The sequence below is a fragment of the Pseudoalteromonas sp. AWM4_233 genome (genome assembly GCF_056158285.1).
The window spans coordinates 139643-157710 of the sequence record NZ_JBSWSZ010000001.1; the positions used below are offsets into that span (position 1 = coordinate 139643).

General features: G+C 44.3%; 8 protein-coding genes and 3 rRNA genes. 8 read left to right on the top strand and 3 right to left on the bottom strand.

The window, feature by feature from the left end:
* Positions 1-8: 8 nt before the first annotated feature.
* From fusA to ACXAC4_RS00705, 7 genes are all read left to right on the top strand, one after another.
* Entirely contained in the window at positions 9-2123 is a 2115-nt protein-coding gene (gene fusA, locus ACXAC4_RS00675; RefSeq protein WP_475158344.1) for an elongation factor G, read from the top strand.
* A gap of 62 nt (positions 2124-2185) precedes the next feature.
* Positions 2186-3370, top strand: coding sequence for an elongation factor Tu (tuf, locus tag ACXAC4_RS00680; protein ID WP_058028464.1), 1185 nt, complete (start codon positions 2186-2188; stop codon positions 3368-3370).
* A gap of 1441 nt (positions 3371-4811) precedes the next feature.
* A 16S ribosomal RNA gene (locus ACXAC4_RS00685) occupies positions 4812-6344 on the top strand.
* Between the two features lie 256 nt (positions 6345-6600).
* Positions 6601-9481, top strand: a 23S ribosomal RNA gene (locus tag ACXAC4_RS00690).
* A 118-nt stretch (positions 9482-9599) separates the two neighbouring features.
* Positions 9600-9713, top strand: a 5S ribosomal RNA gene (gene rrf / locus ACXAC4_RS00695).
* Together the 16S, 23S and 5S rRNA genes form the textbook arrangement of a ribosomal RNA operon.
* 370 nt (positions 9714-10083) lie before the next feature.
* Positions 10084-10692, top strand: coding sequence for a trimeric intracellular cation channel family protein (locus tag ACXAC4_RS00700; RefSeq protein ID WP_475158345.1), 609 nt, complete (start codon positions 10084-10086; stop codon positions 10690-10692).
* A 17-nt stretch (positions 10693-10709) separates the two neighbouring features.
* Positions 10710-12221: a YifB family Mg chelatase-like AAA ATPase gene (locus ACXAC4_RS00705; RefSeq protein WP_475158346.1), complete on the top strand. Its 1512-nt coding sequence runs from the start codon at positions 10710-10712 to the stop codon at positions 12219-12221.
* Here ACXAC4_RS00705 and ACXAC4_RS00710 read toward each other — a convergent pair.
* On the bottom strand, positions 12218-12922 hold the full coding sequence (locus ACXAC4_RS00710; protein ID WP_475158348.1) for a response regulator transcription factor: 705 nt from the start codon (positions 12920-12922) through the stop codon (positions 12218-12220). The genes ACXAC4_RS00705 and ACXAC4_RS00710 overlap by 4 nt on opposite strands.
* Positions 12923-13100: 178 nt before the next feature.
* Positions 13101-15551 (bottom strand): alpha/beta hydrolase family protein, encoded by a 2451-nt coding sequence (locus ACXAC4_RS00715; RefSeq protein ID WP_475158349.1) that lies wholly within the window; start codon positions 15549-15551, stop codon positions 13101-13103.
* 109 nt (positions 15552-15660) lie between these two features.
* Between ACXAC4_RS00715 and ACXAC4_RS00720 the strand changes: the two genes are divergently transcribed.
* On the top strand, positions 15661-16734 hold the full coding sequence (locus ACXAC4_RS00720; protein WP_475158351.1) for a hemolysin family protein: 1074 nt from the start codon (positions 15661-15663) through the stop codon (positions 16732-16734).
* Here ACXAC4_RS00720 and ACXAC4_RS00725 read toward each other — a convergent pair.
* Positions 16724-17932, bottom strand: a complete 1209-nt coding sequence (locus ACXAC4_RS00725; RefSeq protein ID WP_475158353.1) for an EAL domain-containing response regulator — start codon at positions 17930-17932, stop codon at positions 16724-16726. The genes ACXAC4_RS00720 and ACXAC4_RS00725 overlap by 11 nt on opposite strands.
* Positions 17933-18068: the final 136 nt, after the last annotated feature.

Consider the following 18068-nt stretch of genomic DNA (forward strand, 5'->3'; position numbering starts at 1 on the left):
AGGATATTATGGCACGTACAACTCCTATTGAGCGTTACCGTAACATCGGTATTTGTGCTCACGTAGATGCAGGCAAAACCACCACAACAGAACGAGTTCTGTTCTACACGGGTCTTTCTCATAAGATCGGTGAAGTTCATGATGGTGCTGCAACTATGGACTGGATGGAGCAGGAGCAGGAGCGTGGTATTACTATTACTTCTGCTGCCACAACGTGTTTCTGGAAAGGGATGGATGCTCAGTTTGATGAGCATCGTATTAACATCATCGATACGCCAGGACACGTAGATTTCACCATCGAAGTAGAGCGTTCATTACGTGTACTTGATGGTGCAGTCGTGGTTTTATGTGCTTCATCAGGTGTACAACCACAAACGGAAACAGTCTGGCGTCAGGCCAATAAATACGAAGTTCCTCGTATGATCTTCGTAAATAAAATGGACCGTACAGGCGCTGACTTCCTAGCAGTTGTGGATCAGGTGAAGAACCGTTTAGGTGCGACACCTGTGCCAATTCAGTTACCAATTGGTGCTGAAGACGAATTTAAAGGTGTTATCGATCTAATCAAAATGAAAGCAATCAACTGGAACGAATCGGACCAGGGGACGACTTTCACTTATGAAGAGATCCCAGCAGACCTTCAAGACCTAGCAGAAGAATGGCGAGCAGAAATGCTTGAGTCTGCTGCTGAAGCGACTGAAGAGCTAATGGACAAATATCTTGAAGAAGGTGACTTAAGCGAGGCTGAGATTAAAGCTGCGCTACGTCAACGCACACTGGCCAATGAAATCGTGCCAATGACCTGCGGAAGTGCATTCAAGAACAAAGGGGTTCAAGCAGTGCTTGACTCGGTTGTTGAATACATGCCTTCGCCTACAGAAGTAAAAGAGATCCAAGGTATCCTCGAAGACGAAACCGAAGGAACTCGACCAGCTGACGACAATGCACCTTTTTCTGCATTAGCATTTAAGATTGCAACTGACCCGTTTGTTGGTACATTGACTTTCTTTAGAGTTTATTCAGGTACAGTGAAGCAGGGTGATGCAGTTTTTAACCCTGTTAAATCGAAAAAAGAGCGTTTAGGCCGTATTGTACAAATGCATGCTAACTCTCGCGAAGAAATTAAAGAAGTTCGCGCGGGTGACATTGCAGCCGCAATCGGTTTGAAAGATGTGACTACGGGTGACACGCTTTGTTCGAGTGACTCAGTAATTACCTTAGAGCGTATGGAGTTTCCTGAGCCGGTAATTTCTGTAGCGGTTGAACCGAAAACTGTAGCTGACCAAGATAAAATGGGTATTGCACTAGGTAAACTAGCTGCAGAAGATCCATCTTTCCGTGTTGAAACAGATGAAGAGTCTGGCCAAACCATCATCTCTGGTATGGGTGAGCTTCACCTTGATATCATTGTTGACCGTATGAAACGCGAGTTTGGTGTTGTGTGTAACGTGGGCAAACCTCAAGTTGCATACCGCGAAACAATTCGTGCTTCAGTGGAAGCTGAAGGTAAATTTGTACGTCAATCCGGTGGTCGTGGTCAATACGGTCATGTTTGGCTTAAACTTGAACCAATGGAAATTACGGACGACGAATCTCCAACTTACGAATTCGTAAACGAAATCGTAGGTGGCGCTGTTCCGAAAGAATATATTCCAGCGGTTGATAAAGGTATTCAAGAACAGATGCGCCAAGGTGTCTTGGCTGGTTATCCGTTACTTGGTGTTAAAGCAACGTTATTCGATGGTTCTTTCCACGATGTTGACTCTAACGAAATGGCCTTTAAGATCGCAGGTTCTATAGGTTTCCGTGATGGTGCACTGGACGCAGATCCAGTTATCCTAGAACCTGTTATGAAAGTTGAAGTAATCACTCCTGAAGAGAACATGGGTGATGTAGTAGGCGACTTAAACCGTCGTCGTGGTATGATCGAAGGTATGGAAGAAGCGTTTGGCGGCTTGAAGCAAGTTAATGCTCAAGTACCACTTTCTGAAATGTTCGGTTATGCAACTGATCTTCGCTCTGCAACGCAGGGTCGCGCATCATACTCTATGGAATTTTCCAAGTATGCTGAAGCAGCCAAAAACGTTACAGAGGCAATAATTGCAGCTCGCGCTGTAAGATAATTTTAGTTCGGTCCGATTCATACTGGATCGGACTTTAATTTCTTTTATAGGAAATTTTTAAGATGGCAAAAGAAAAGTTTGAACGTTCGAAACCGCACGTAAACGTAGGTACAATCGGCCACGTTGACCACGGTAAAACAACTCTAACTGCAGCAATCACTAACGTACTTGCAAAAGTATACGGTGGTGACGCAAAAGACTTCGCATCAATCGATAACGCTCCAGAAGAGCGTGAGCGTGGTATCACAATCTCAACTTCACACGTTGAGTATGACACACCAACTCGCCACTACGCACACGTAGACTGTCCAGGACACGCTGACTATGTTAAAAACATGATCACTGGTGCTGCACAGATGGACGGCGCGATCCTAGTAGTTGCAGCTACTGACGGTCCTATGCCTCAGACTCGTGAGCACATCCTACTTTCACGTCAGGTTGGTGTACCTTACATCGTTGTATTCATGAACAAATGTGACATGGTTGACGACGAAGAGCTACTAGAGTTAGTAGAGATGGAAGTTCGTGAACTTCTTTCTGAGTACGACTTCCCAGGTGATGACCTACCTCTAATCCAGGGTTCAGCGCTTAAAGCACTAGAAGGCGAGAAAGAGTGGGAAGACAAGATCGTTGAGCTTGCAGAAGCACTAGATTCTTACATCCCAGAGCCAGAGCGTGACATCGATAAGCCATTCATCATGCCTATCGAAGACGTATTCTCAATCCAGGGTCGTGGTACAGTAGTAACTGGCCGTGTTGAAGCTGGTATCATCAACGTGAACGACGAAGTTGAAATCGTAGGTATCAAAGAAACTACGAAGACAACTTGTACGGGTGTTGAAATGTTCCGTAAGCTTCTAGACGAAGGTCGTGCTGGTGAGAACATTGGTGCACTTCTACGTGGTACTAAGCGTGACGAAGTTGAGCGTGGTCAGGTTCTATGTAAGCCTGGTTCAATCAACCCACACACTAAGTTCACTTCAGAAGTATACGTACTTTCTAAAGACGAAGGTGGCCGTCATACTCCATTCTTCAAAGGCTACCGTCCACAGTTCTACTTCCGTACAACTGACGTAACAGGTAACGTTGAGTTACCAGAAGGCGTAGAAATGGTAATGCCTGGTGACAACATCAAGATGACTGTTGAGCTAATCGTTCCAATCGCGATGGACGAAGGTCTACGTTTCGCGATCCGTGAAGGTGGCCGTACAGTTGGTGCTGGTGTTGTAGCTACAATCGTAGAATAATCTACAGATTGCAGTAACACTGTGAAAAAGGTCACTTCGGTGGCCTTTTTTAATGCCTGAGATTTGGTAAAACCAATGAAGATGGCGTACTTTACCAGATAGGTGCTGGTGTTGTAGCAACTATCGTTGAGTAATATCGACTTTAGTTAATGCCACAAAGCATTAAAAAAACCCGAGCTTAGGCTCGGTTTTTTTGTTTTTAGGGGTATAAAACTAGGAAATTTTAGAAGCTGTGAAACTTGCTCCAGGCTAGTTCTAAATTGTAATTCATCCATGAAGCTGGGTTCCATCGCGCATCCATGCACACACCTGTTCCTGCTTCGAAGCTTCACTTCGGTCAGTCATCGCCCTTGCGCAAAAGGAATGAGAGTGCTGCGCACTCTGTCATTAAATATTTTCACTTTAATGTCTGATATTTGCTAAAACCAGTGAAGGTCACGCACTTTACCAGATAGGTGCAGGTGTTATAGCAACTATCGTTGAGTAATATCGACTTTAGTTAATGCCACAAAGCATTAAAAAAACCGAGCTTAGGCTCGGGTTTTTTGTTTTTAGGGATTAGAAAACTTAGAGGCTTAAGTCGTTGTGAAACTTACTTCAATCTAGTTCTGAGTTGTTCTTCAGCCATGAAGCTGGGTTCCTCTAGGCCTCTTATAAATCTGATAGCAGGTTAACTATTGTTAAATTGGCTTGATTCACCTTGCGCAAAAAGACCTCTCAGTTCGTTCGCTGTCGGTAACCTTTTACACCACTCTTGCGTCAAAGGAATAAAGTACAGCTATCAGCATGCCCACAAACCTTAGCTACTAAATTAGTATTCAGAACTCTTTATATAAACTCTTACCACTAGATGCTCTAATAATGCTACCAAACATAAAGTAGATACAGCATGAATGAACAAAATAGAGCTGTAAGCATTCTTCCTTGATAGGTATTAAATCCAAATATGGGTATAAATCGAATTTATTACTCTAAATAGTGCAATAAAGCAGCGTTAAAGTATCAAAAACAGACGTTTCGTTTAAAATGCACGCGAACAGTCAGTTTTTTGCATTTTTCTTTAAAAAAGGGGTTGCGTAATTTTCTGCTCTCCCTATAATGCGACCCCACTGACACGGGGCGAGACGCTGAAAAGCAAATCAAAGCGATGTCGAGTCAAATAAAACTTAATCTTTAAAAACTATTTAAAATTAAGTGTTGACATAAAAAGTGAAGTCGTTATTATGGCGCTCCACTTCGCAGCAAGGCTGCGGTAACTCATCGAGTTACACTGTTCTTTAAAAATATGAAGCAATCATCTGTGTGGGCACTCGTACAGATTGAGTTCTAACAGCTCTTGATTCAGGAGCAAAAAAATTTAGAGTCTCAATTTCTTATGAGTGACTATATAGTCAATTTATACAGAATTCATTGAGCACGAATCTTCGGATTCAAAAACTTTTAATTGAAGAGTTTGATCATGGCTCAGATTGAACGCTGGCGGCAGGCCTAACACATGCAAGTCGAGCGGTAACATTTCTAGCTTGCTAGAAGATGACGAGCGGCGGACGGGTGAGTAATGCTTGGGAATATGCCTTAGGGTGGGGGACAACAGTTGGAAACGACTGCTAATACCGCATAACGTCTACGGACCAAAGGGGGCTTCGGCTCTCGCCCTTAGATTAGCCCAAGTGGGATTAGCTAGTTGGTGAGGTAATGGCTCACCAAGGCGACGATCCCTAGCTGGTTTGAGAGGATGATCAGCCACACTGGAACTGAGACACGGTCCAGACTCCTACGGGAGGCAGCAGTGGGGAATATTGCACAATGGGCGCAAGCCTGATGCAGCCATGCCGCGTGTGTGAAGAAGGCCTTAGGGTTGTAAAGCACTTTCAGTAAGGAGGAAAGGTTAGTAGTTAATACCTGCTAGCTGTGACGTTACTTACAGAAGAAGCACCGGCTAACTCCGTGCCAGCAGCCGCGGTAATACGGAGGGTGCGAGCGTTAATCGGAATTACTGGGCGTAAAGCGTACGCAGGCGGTTTGTTAAGCGAGATGTGAAAGCCCCGGGCTCAACCTGGGAACTGCATTTCGAACTGGCAAACTAGAGTATGATAGAGGGTGGTAGAATTTCAGGTGTAGCGGTGAAATGCGTAGAGATCTGAAGGAATACCGATGGCGAAGGCAGCCACCTGGGTCAATACTGACGCTCATGTACGAAAGCGTGGGGAGCAAACGGGATTAGATACCCCGGTAGTCCACGCCGTAAACGATGTCTACTAGGAGCTGGGGTCTTCGGACAACTTTTCCAAAGCTAACGCATTAAGTAGACCGCCTGGGGAGTACGGCCGCAAGGTTAAAACTCAAATGAATTGACGGGGGCCCGCACAAGCGGTGGAGCATGTGGTTTAATTCGATGCAACGCGAAGAACCTTACCTACACTTGACATACAGAGAACTTACCAGAGATGGTTTGGTGCCTTCGGGAACTCTGATACAGGTGCTGCATGGCTGTCGTCAGCTCGTGTTGTGAGATGTTGGGTTAAGTCCCGCAACGAGCGCAACCCCTATCCTTAGTTGCCAGCGATTCGGTCGGGAACTCTAAGGAGACTGCCGGTGATAAACCGGAGGAAGGTGGGGACGACGTCAAGTCATCATGGCCCTTACGTGTAGGGCTACACACGTGCTACAATGGCGCATACAGAGTGCTGCAAGCTCGCGAGAGTTAGCGAATCACTTAAAGTGCGTCGTAGTCCGGATTGGAGTCTGCAACTCGACTCCATGAAGTCGGAATCGCTAGTAATCGCGGATCAGAATGCCGCGGTGAATACGTTCCCGGGCCTTGTACACACCGCCCGTCACACCATGGGAGTGGGTTGCTCCAGAAGTAGGTAGCTTAACCTTAGGGAGGGCGCTTACCACGGAGTGATTCATGACTGGGGTGAAGTCGTAACAAGGTAGCCCTAGGGGAACCTGGGGCTGGATCACCTCCTTAACGATTTAGAACAGATTTGTTCGTAGTGTCCACACAGATGATTGTTAGTTAGCTTTATAGCTAATTAATATTGCTCTTTAAAAATTTGGAAAAGCTGATAATTAATTCTTTTAGAAGAAATTCTAAAAAGAGTTTTCAAAAGTAAAACAATGCCGATAAACATTCATTTGTTTATTAGCGTCTACTTTAGTATTCAATATTAACTTCTGGCGAAGTTAAAACTGTCTTTGACGATACAAACCATTTTGGGTTGTATGGTTAAGTGACTAAGCGTACACGGTGGATGCCTTGGCAGTTGGAGGCGATGAAGGACGTACTAACTTGCGATAAGCCTAGTCAAGCCAGTAAGAGGCGCTTGAGACTAGGATTTCCGAATGGGGAAACCCACCTGTTTACAGGTATCGTTAACTGAATACATAGGTTAACGAGGCGAACGCGGAGAACTGAAACATCTAAGTACCCGTAGGAAAAGAAATCAACCGAGATTCCGAAAGTAGCGGCGAGCGAAATCGGACTAGCCCTTAAGCTTTAGTGTAGTTAGTGGAACATTCTGGAAAGTTTGACGATACAGGGTGACAGTCCCGTACACAAAAACTTATCTAAAGTGAAATCGAGTAGGTCGGAGCACGTGAAACTTTGACTGAATATAGGTGGACCATCATCTAAGGCTAAATACTCCCAACTGACCGATAGTGAACCAGTACCGTGAGGGAAAGGCGAAAAGAACCCCTGTGAGGGGAGTGAAATAGAACCTGAAACCGTGTACGTACAAGCAGTAGGAGCCCTTCGAGGGTGACTGCGTACCTTTTGTATAATGGGTCAGCGACTTATATTTTGTAGCGAGGTTAACCGTTTAGGGTAGCCGTAGCGAAAGCGAGTCTTAACTGGGCGTTGAGTTGCAAGGTATAGACCCGAAACCCGGTGATCTAGCCATGGGCAGGTTGAAGGTTGAGTAACATCAACTGGAGGACCGAACCCACTAACGTTGAAAAGTTAGGGGATGACCTGTGGCTTGGAGTGAAAGGCTAATCAAACCGGGAGATAGCTGGTTCTCCCCGAAATCTATTTAGGTAGAGCCTCGGACGAATACTTACGGGGGTAGAGCACTGTTAAGGCTAGGGGGTCATCCCGACTTACCAACCCTTTGCAAACTCCGAATACCGTAAAGTAATATCCGGGAGACACACGGTGGGTGCTAACGTCCATCGTGGAGAGGGAAACAACCCAGACCGTCAGCTAAGGTCCCAAAGTGTATGTTAAGTGGGAAACGATGTGGGAAGGCTAAAACAGCTAGGAGGTTGGCTTAGAAGCAGCCATCCTTTAAAGAAAGCGTAATAGCTCACTAGTCGAGTCGGCCTGCGCGGAAGATGTAACGGGGCTAAACATACCACCGAAGCTACGGCTGCATACTTTGTATGCGGGGTAGGGGAGCGTTCTGTAAGCGGCTGAAGCTCAATTGTAAAGTTGGGTGGACGTATCAGAAGTGCGAATGCTGACATGAGTAACGATAATGCGGGTGAAAAACCCGCACGCCGGAAGACCAAGGGTTCCTATCCCATGTTAATCAGGGTAGGGTAAGTCGACCCCTAAGGCGAGGCTGAAGAGCGTAGTCGATGGGAAACGGGTTAATATTCCCGTACTTGGAATAATTGCGATGGGGGGACGGAGCAGGCTAATCAAGCATGGCGTTGGTTGTCCATGTGAAAGGCTGTAGGCTGGTGACTTAGGAAAATCCGGGTCGCTAAGGCTGAGAGTCGAGACGAGCTACTACGGTAGTGAAGTTGATGATGCCCTACTTCCAGGAAAAGCCTCTAAGCTTCAGATTATTTCGAATCGTACCCCAAACCGACACAGGTGGTCAGGTAGAGAATACTAAGGCGCTTGAGAGAACTCGGGTGAAGGAACTAGGCAAAATTGTACCGTAACTTCGGGAGAAGGTACGCTCCTATCTGTGATGAGATTTACTCTCTAAGCGGACGGGAGCCGCAGTGACCAGGTGGCTGGGACTGTTTATTAAAAACACAGCACTGTGCAAAATCGTAAGATGACGTATACGGTGTGACACCTGCCCGGTGCCGGAAGGTTAATTGATGGGGTTAGCTTAGGCGAAGCTCTTGATCGAAGCCCCGGTAAACGGCGGCCGTAACTATAACGGTCCTAAGGTAGCGAAATTCCTTGTCGGGTAAGTTCCGACCTGCACGAATGGTGTAACCATGGCCACGCTGTCTCCACCCGAGACTCAGTGAAATTGAAATCGCAGTGAAGATGCTGTGTACCCGCGGCTAGACGGAAAGACCCCGTGAACCTTTACTACAGCTTGGCACTGAACATTGAGCCTACATGTGTAGGATAGGTGGGAGGCTTTGAAGTGGCGTCGCCAGATGTCATGGAGCCATCCTTGAAATACCACCCTTGTATGTTTGATGTTCTAACATAGGTCCCTAATCGGGATTGTGGACAGTGCCTGGTGGGTAGTTTGACTGGGGCGGTCTCCTCCCAAAGAGTAACGGAGGAGCACGAAGGTTGGCTAAGTACGGTCGGACATCGTACGGTTAGTGTAATGGTAGAAGCCAGCTTAACTGCGAGACAGACACGTCGAGCAGGTACGAAAGTAGGTCATAGTGATCCGGTGGTTCTGAATGGAAGGGCCATCGCTCAACGGATAAAAGGTACTCCGGGGATAACAGGCTGATACCGCCCAAGAGTTCATATCGACGGCGGTGTTTGGCACCTCGATGTCGGCTCATCACATCCTGGGGCTGAAGTCGGTCCCAAGGGTATGGCTGTTCGCCATTTAAAGTGGTACGCGAGCTGGGTTTAGAACGTCGTGAGACAGTTCGGTCCCTATCTGCCGTGGGCGTTTGAGAATTGAGAGGGGCTGCTCCTAGTACGAGAGGACCGGAGTGGACGAACCGCTGGTGTTCGGGTTGTGATGCCAATTGCATTGCCCGGTAGCTACGTTCGGAATCGATAACCGCTGAAAGCATCTAAGCGGGAAGCGAGCCTCGAGATGAGTTCTCACTTTAACTTTAAGTTAACTGAAGGGCCGTTGGAGACTACAACGTTGATAGGCTGGGTGTGGAAGTGTAGTGATACATTAAGCTAACCAGTACTAATTACCCGTGAGGCTTAACCATACAACGCCAAAGTGGTTTTAGCTAAGAAGCTAATATGAACTAGAGTAGAAGTTTTAGAAATTATCAGATTTTTTCCAGATTTTAAGTTAATTGCGAAAGCGATTAGCGCACCGAATTTCCTGGTGACTATAGCGTTTTGGAACCACCTGACCCCATGCCGAACTCAGAAGTGAAACGAAACAGCGTCGATGATAGTGTGGGCTTCCCATGTGAAAGTAGAACATCGCCAGGGCCTAATTAAAGAAACCCGTTGCAGCAATGCAGCGGGTTTTTTGCGTTTATGGTGCTAAATCGTCCTGCACGGTGATGAGGCAAAGCTCGGTGATAAAAAGACGAATTAGCGCAAGGTGAAGTGAGCAACCTTCACCGTACTTAATCTAGGCGCCCTCAACTCCAGCTAAACTAGTTTATCTCACCTTGCGCGAAAAGAATGTAAGCGCTACGCGCTTGTCATAAACCTTTCGCACTATAATTGCGCAAAAGAACCGAACTCACTACGTTCGCCGTCGGTAACCTTTTGCACCTTGCTTCAATATTTAAAAAATTAATTTATAATTCTTTTTTTATTAGCTTTTCATATCTATCTATTTTCAGGAATTTTAATGAGCGATCTCATCCATTGGTTCGACTTACTCGGTGTTATGGTTTTTGCTATTTCTGGGACCCTTATTGCCCATAAAAAGCATTTAGATGGTTTTGGTGTTGTCGTGCTAGCTGCGGTAACAGGTATTGGTGGCGGAACGCTGAGGGATATTATTTTAGATGAGCCTGTTTTTTGGCTGCATGATCCAAGCTATTTTATTGCTATTTTTAGTGCTGTGTTGATCAGTATTGTTGTTTTGAATCAGCAAAAGCAAATACCGAGTAAATTCTTACAGGTGGCAGATGCGTTCGGTTTGGCACTTTTTGCTGTGATGGGCACACAAAAAGCCATGTCTATCGGTATGCCAGCTACAACATCGGTGATTATGGGAGTGCTAACAGGGTGTTTTGGTGGGGTGATCCGTGATGTACTCGCAGGTGAAATCCCCTTGCTTTTAAAAGGTCAGCTCTATGCGATTACCTGTATTTTAGGTGGGATCGTCTATACTCAGTTGATGTCTTTTTCTATAGCGATAGAAGTAAGCATGTTGTTTGGTATGTTAACCACCTTGGTTGTTCGTTTGATGGCGATGCGTTACAACTGGGTGATTCACGTTTTTAAATATTAACTGATAGGGACAAGGATATGTCTTTAGCAAAAATTCTTACCCGTGCGCAAGTGGGTGTCAAAGCACCTAAAGTGACGGTTGAAGTGCATCTAAGCAATGGGCTTCCTGCTTTTATCATTGTTGGTCTTCCTGAAACTTCAGTAAAAGAGTCTAAAGAACGAGTTCGTTCTGCACTTGTTAATTCAGGCTTTCTGTTCCCAGACCAACGTATAACAGTAAACTTAGCGCCTGCAGATTTGCCAAAAGAAGGCGGACGATATGACCTCGCAATTGCCGTTGGGATCTTGGTTGCTTCTGATCAAATACAAAATACAGAGATAAGTAATTTTGAATTTTTTGGGGAGCTTGCATTAAGTGGTGAGCTTTCTTCTATTACTGCGATTTTGCCTTCGGTTATGGCGGCGACTGAAGAAAATCATGTTGCTTATATCCCGAGAGGTAACGATCAGCTTGCAAGTTTAGTATCTCAGTCAAATAGAAAAGCCGTCACCAGCTTGCAAGAAATTTGGCTGGATCTGCATGGGCAGCAATCACTCACTTTAAATATTATTTACGACCAAGTTTCTGAACAGGCTCTTGAGCAATTAGATATGAGTGATGTGAAAGGTCAGAAAATAGCAAAGAGGGTATTAGAAATTGCTGCTGCAGGTGGTCATAACCTGCTTTTCTTGGGGCCGCCTGGTACCGGTAAATCTATGTTAGCTCAACGTATTCCAACAATTATGCCTCAAATGACATCGCAGCAAGCACTTGAAACTGCTGCTGTGTACTCTCTAGTAGGCCAGTCGGTCACACATCAAAACTGGTTGAATCGTCCATTCAGATCTCCGCACCATACTTGCTCAGCAGTCGCATTAGTTGGAGGGTCATCAAACCCTAAGCCAGGAGAAATATCATTGGCGCACAATGGTATTTTGTTTTTAGATGAGCTGCCTGAATTTGATAGAAAGGTGTTAGATTCATTGAGAACGCCGATGGAGACGGGCCAAGTCACTATTTCTCGTGCTGCTAGGCAGGTCGACTTTCCTGCAAACTTTCAGTTGGTTGCGGCACTTAATCCCAGCCCAACTGGGCATCATAGCGATAAACGGGCAACACCTGATCAAGTGTTAAAATACTTATCAAAAGTATCAGGACCATTTCTAGATAGAATAGACCTGCAAGTTGAATTACCAAGGTTAACGACTGAAGAGCTTCAATCTACTCAGCCTGAAGAGTCGAGCACTGACATTCGTATGCGGGTAGAAAAAGCCGTTCAGTTTGCTTATCAACGACAAGAAAAAAACAATGCCGCGTTATCAACCAAAGAGCTGCAATTACATTGTGCATTATCAAAATCGGATGCTATGTTTCTGGGGAAAGCGGCCGAGAAATTGGCTTTGTCACCACGTTCATATCATAAGGTTTTGAAGGTGGCGCGTACTATTGCAGATTTAAACTTGCAGGAGGATATAGATTTAGCCTCTCTAAAGGAGGCACTAAGTTATCGCGCTTTTGAGCGATTACTCGCTCAGCTAACCACGTATTAAGTAGATAGCATGTAGCCTTTACCGCGAACCGTAACGATGCGTTTTTGTTCTTTTTCATCGCCTAGCTTCTTACGCAAGCGGCCAATGAGTACGTCAACAGTTCGGTCACTTGGACTCCAGTCTGGCTGGCCGATATCTTCTGAGATTTTTTCTCGAGAAGTTGCCTTACCTGCATTGGCGATCAAACAAATAAGTACTTTGTGCTCAGCTTCGGTTAATCGTGATTCTTCAGCTGCGCCATTAATCAGAGTGCGGTTATCTGGATGAAGCTTGAAATCTGAGTACTCAATAAACTCTTCAGACTCATCGTCATCATTTGCAATCGTTAAACGCTTACACAAAGCACGCATTCTCAATTCAAGCTCGAGTAGGTCAACTGGCTTACAAACATAGTCATCAGCACCTTGTGCTAAACCTGCGATCCTATCAGCTTGGGAGTCTCTGCTTGATAGCATGATGACGCCAATATCTGTCAAGGTATTGAGTTCTTTCGCTAATGCTAAACCGTCAGTGGCAGGCAAAACAATATCGACGATCGCCAGTACAAATCGTTCTTGAGCTTGCGTTGCTTGTTGTACTTTGGCTAATGCAGTTGCACCGGTACTATCAACTTCGATGCTAAATTCTGTTTCAGCAAAATGGCTTATAATGCGTTTTGCTAAAAGTTCATCATCTTCTACTAATAATACTTTGATACTCATAGGTCAGCTATCTATTCAATAATTATGTATATATTAGCACTGTGAAAACATTGCTGAGAAGGGAATAATGACAATTTGTAACAATTGCATAAACATTTATGCAATTGGTTCTGCTAGGCGTGATTAAAATGGTCCACCTTAGAGTGCTTACCCTAAGGTGGACATAATTTATGCATACTTATTTATAAATATACTGCCACCATTGTGGTTGGTCTTTCAAATGCATATCAAAATAAGCTAGCATAGTATCCCACCAGTGGAAGCGACGGTCACGGGCAAATACTTGGTGATCTGTGCCTTTATACTCAATCAATTCTACGTCTTTGCCAAGTAACTTAAGTGCCGTGTACATGTTGTGGCTTTCACCTGGAGGCACGTTGGTGTCAGCGTCACCATGGATAAGTAATAACGGTGAGTTTACTTTGTCAGCATGGAATACTGGGCTGTGATCAGAGTAAAGTTTTGGGTTATTCCATGGGAAACTGTTTTTCGAAGCTTCACCAGAGTATAGGTAGCCCCACCACCCTTGACCCCAATAAGAAGTAATGTTTGAGATGCCTGCGTGAGAAATCGACGCACTGAATAAATCCGTTTTAGTCGCAAGTAGCATGGTCATAAAGCCGCCGTAAGATGCACCTAAGTTACCTACTTTGTCTTTATTTACATAAGGGTGTGCAGCTAAGAACTTTTTAGTGCCTTCAATAATATCGTTTGCAGTGTACTCGCCCCATGCATTCACGTGCTTAGCAGAGAATTCTTGGCCAAAGCCTGTCGCGCCAGTTGGTTGTAGCACATACACGACATAACCTTGTGCTGCCCATAGGTTAAACGGATAACGACCTGTAAAGCCTCGAGAAACAGGAGATGTACCACCATAATAGTAAACTAGAGCAGGGTACTGCTTACTTTCATCTAGGTTATGAGGCGTGTATACACGACCCTTAATCTCAACGCCTTCTTTATTGGTGAAGTTAAATTCAGATAGGGTTGCGATTTCGCTATTTTCATAAGCCAGAGCTTTTGAATCCCACAGCGTTTTAGCGCGGTTTTTAGAAATATCTAAGCGCTTCAATTGCTGAGGGTGAGATGCTTGTGTGCCAGTCACGAGTAAGTCTGGGTTGCGCTCGTCAGAAATACTGAATCTGCCAACGACATCAAAGCCTGTTTTTAGCTTAGTGAATCGAGATTTACTTTCATCGTATAAATACAGTTGTTGCGTATCACGCTCAGTCACTTTGATGACGACATCATCATTGCGTAATACTTGCATTGAACCAATAGCAGGGTCGAATGATTTACTTAATGCCTGTGCATTTTTCCCCTGACGGTCTAGCTTATAAAGCTGGCCATCGTAATTGTTCGCAAGCATATTCTCAGGAATAGCACGGCCTAACCCATTTGCAAAGTCAGGACCTGCAACCACATAGATGCCGTCATCAGCATATTTTGCTGAGCTAAATGTACGGTATTGACCAAGTACAGTCTGCTGGTTGTCTTTTAAATTAACTTCTACAAGCTCTGTCAGCATGTGAGGCGGTTTAGCATAATCGCTAGGATTACGCGTCACTAAGATTGTGCCTGCTTCATTATCAAAATCGGCCAATGAGTGGCTTAACTTGCCTTCAGTGATTGGGTTAATAAAACCGGAGTTAATGTCTAACATGAAGATTTGGCTGTTATTACGTGCATAAGACCAGCGGTCTTCTAACCCTCTGAAGTGTTTAACTAATGTGTGCTTACTTTTATCTGACTTAGACCAAGCAAATACAAGCGTGTTGTTGTCGAAGTACTGGAAGCCATATGCGCCATCTAGTTGTTCAGCGACCACTTTCTCTTCTAAGTCTTTAAGGTTTAAAACTGTAACGGCTTTATTGCGAACAAATACAACCTGTTTGCTATCTGCACGCCATTTAATTTGATTTGCAGATAAGCCGTCAAAGCGGTAAAGCACTTTACCCTCTTCATCGGTTAACGTTGTTTTGTTAATGGCTTTATTACCATGATTACTCTGGTAATGACGCTCAGTAACAACATAGTATTCGCCGTTTGGAGAAATCGATACAGAACTGATCGTAGGTGCATCAAAAAGTTGCTTAGCTGAAAGCGCACGAGTTTCTTTTGTCGTCAGTGTAATAACATCATGTTCTGCTTTAGGTAGGTATTCTAGCGAGACTTTTTTCCAGTCATCAGCTTGTTCTACCACGATCACAACTTGATGGTCGCCCGTAACCGCATTGATGTTGTATTCTTTGCTGTCAGATAAGGTTTCACCATTTAAAAATACATGGGCTTTTTCGATACCATTAAGCTTTAACTTACCTTGCACAAAACGCTCTGCCGAGAAGTTGAACTTAATCGCTTGCAGGCCTGCAATCGTTAGTTCATTCACGTCACCAAGTGGTTGCCAAGTCACTTTTTTACCTAATACCGACAATGTTTTTGAATCACTTTGTAATTTAGGTAATAAGTTATTAATGATGGCAGCTTGGTAAGGCGTATTATTTGGCTTGATTGTTGCTGTATCAGCAAGGGGTCCAATAAACTTTACTTTATTTGTATCTAGCTCTGCAGCGACAAGTTGCGTAGACAGTGCCGAAAATAGTAAAGTGGCGACCGTTGTTAATTTCATTGATGCACCTATTGTAGGGAAAATAATTGCCCCAATATAGCACATCAAATTAAATCTTCAGCAGAGTTGCGATTAAGTCGCGAGAGTCTGCGAAATTAAGGAGTTTAGGTTGTTTCTGTTATTCAGTTACATGTTTTTGGCCATTGCCATTTCATTTTTATGTTCGGTGATGGAGGCGGTGTTACTCAGTATTACACCAAGTCATGTAGCGATACTAAAAAAAGATAAACCACTACTCGCACAGCGAGTACAGGGTTTAAAAGACAATATTGATAAGCCATTATCAGCGATCTTGACCTTAAACACGGTTGCGCACACTGCGGGGGCTGCGGGTGTTGGTGCACAAGCGGCCGCAGTATTTGGTGATGCTGCTGTGGGTATTGCGTCTGCTGTGATGACGTTATTGGTATTGGTACTTTCAGAAATTATTCCTAAAACGCTAGGTGCAACTTATTGGCGTGCACTAACGCCAATTGTGTCATTGGCTTTAACTTGGATGGTTCGAATTCTAAAACCGTTCGTGTGGTTGTCAGATCAGCTCACTAAACTAATTGGTTCAAAACAAGACGAAGCGCACTTTATTCGCCAAGAAATCGAGGCTATGGCAGAAATGGGCAGCGAAGCGGGTGCACTGCAACAAGAAGAAAGTGAGACTATTCGCAGCTTATTGCAGTTTAGACATGCCAAGCTTGAAAACGTTATGACGCCAAGAACTGTGCTTTTTAAAGTGCACAAAGATATGACGGTAAACGAGTATTTATCTGAGCATGGCTCGGTATCTTTCTCTCGTATTTTGGTCTATTCAGAGAATACCGATGATATTATTGGCTTCGTGCATAAAAACGACATTATGTTGGCCTTCCATCGCTTAGGGGAAGACTACAAAATCGGCAAGCTAGTAAAGCCGATTTATACTGTGCCTGAGACGCTAGGTGCGCCAGTGCTGTTCCAAGCATTATTAGAAAAGCGTATCCATATTGCGCTGATCATCGATGAGTATGGTGATGTGCAAGGTATCGTTACCCTTGAAGATATGATTGAGTCATTAATGGGTATGGATATTGTTGATGAGCGAGAGCAATCGACCAATATGCAGCAAGCCGCAAAACAAAAATGGCGTGATCGTGTCGACGGCCACTCTCATTTAATAGAAGCTGATCCAGAAGAACAGCCTAAGAATTAAAGTTTGTCATTCTAAGCCAAGAGTGGATCCAGCGAATAAGCTCATTCTTGGCTTTTGGGCGACTAATCAAAAAACCTTGCATTAATAAGTCATGTTTGTATCGCTCTAGATACTGTAATTCCTCTATTCTTTCTACCCCTTCAGCCACGACTTTAAAGCCTTCTTTGATTGCTAAATCGACCAAGCTTTTGGTGATAACTTGTGAAAAGTAATCTGTATCTATGTGGGTGATCAAAGAGCGATCTATTTTAATTTCTGTAAATGGCAGAGACTTTAGTTGGTTAATATTGGTAAATCCGGTGCCAAAGTCATCAAGAGAAATTTCAAACCCTTTCATTCTTAAGCGGTTTAGCGTTTCAAGCTGATTGGCACTTGATAGTGGTTTTTGTTCGGTGATTTCTAAAATAATATCACTAGGTTGAAGGTGATTTAACTCAAGTAACAAAGACAGCTTTGCCGGGCAATTCATATCTTCTAACTGGATCGGTGATAAGTTGAATGCCAATTTACATGGGTGAGGTAGCTCTTCTTTCAACGCTTCATATTCAGCCGTGGCTTTTTCAAACAACTGAAATGTCACTAAGTTTATTAAATCTAAATCTTCGGCAACATCAATAAATCTTGCCGGCAAAACCGTAAAACCATGCTGCTCAGAGATAATGCGAGCCAGCACTTCAAGGCTTTCAATCTGTTGGGTTGCACGGTTTACCTTAGGTTGATAGAAAGGGGTGATCTCACTATTACTTAACGCATGTAATAATTCTGCTTCACTGATGAGCTGGCCATCTTCTGTCTGAGGCCGAGAGAGGGTGCTGAGCTTTTTCAGCAGTCTTTCTACTTCAACAAGTTGTATTGGCTTAGCAATATTACCCAAGAGCAATGCGTGATTCTGTCTAGCTAGGTTTGACGCGAGGTCAATAATGCGACGGTCCATTTCTGAGATAATAATCACGCCGCCTTGATAGCCTTTCTGACCGACTTGCCTGATCAATTCCATACCATCCATTTCAGGCATGTTTAAATCTGTAAAAATGGCATCAAAGGCTTTAGGTTGTTGCTCTACGAGTGACAATGCGGCTTGTGCTGACTCGCAACAAGTCACGTGCTCAACGCCGAGCTCGGACAAAATTGCCTGCATGACCATGAGAATGGCCTGTGAATCATCAACAACCAAAATACGCTGTGTTTTAAAGCTCATAAATCACTCCCTGAAATTGGTTAGGATATTTAAGTTTAGAACAGCGAAATAAAAATGACCAAATCGAGATCAAAAAATGATGGTTTGTCACTGTTAGAGTTTGTTGGGATAATAGAAAAAAACTTTAGTTTTAGCG

What these genes read in the sequence shown, in the direction of transcription:
- ACXAC4_RS00700 (WP_475158345.1), top strand. Translation starts at nt 10,084, where the DNA reads ATGAGCGATCTCATCCATTGGTTCGACTTACTCGGTGTTATGGTTTTT.
- fusA (WP_475158344.1), top strand. Translation starts at nt 9, where the DNA reads ATGGCACGTACAACTCCTATTGAGCGTTACCGTAACATCGGTATTTGT.
- tuf (WP_058028464.1), top strand. Translation starts at nt 2,186, where the DNA reads ATGGCAAAAGAAAAGTTTGAACGTTCGAAACCGCACGTAAACGTAGGT.
- ACXAC4_RS00715 (WP_475158349.1), bottom strand. Translation starts at nt 15,551, where the DNA reads ATGAAATTAACAACGGTCGCCACTTTACTATTTTCGGCACTGTCTACG.
- ACXAC4_RS00705 (WP_475158346.1), top strand. Translation starts at nt 10,710, where the DNA reads ATGTCTTTAGCAAAAATTCTTACCCGTGCGCAAGTGGGTGTCAAAGCA.
- ACXAC4_RS00725 (WP_475158353.1), bottom strand. Translation starts at nt 17,932, where the DNA reads ATGAGCTTTAAAACACAGCGTATTTTGGTTGTTGATGATTCACAGGCC.
- ACXAC4_RS00710 (WP_475158348.1), bottom strand. Translation starts at nt 12,922, where the DNA reads ATGAGTATCAAAGTATTATTAGTAGAAGATGATGAACTTTTAGCAAAA.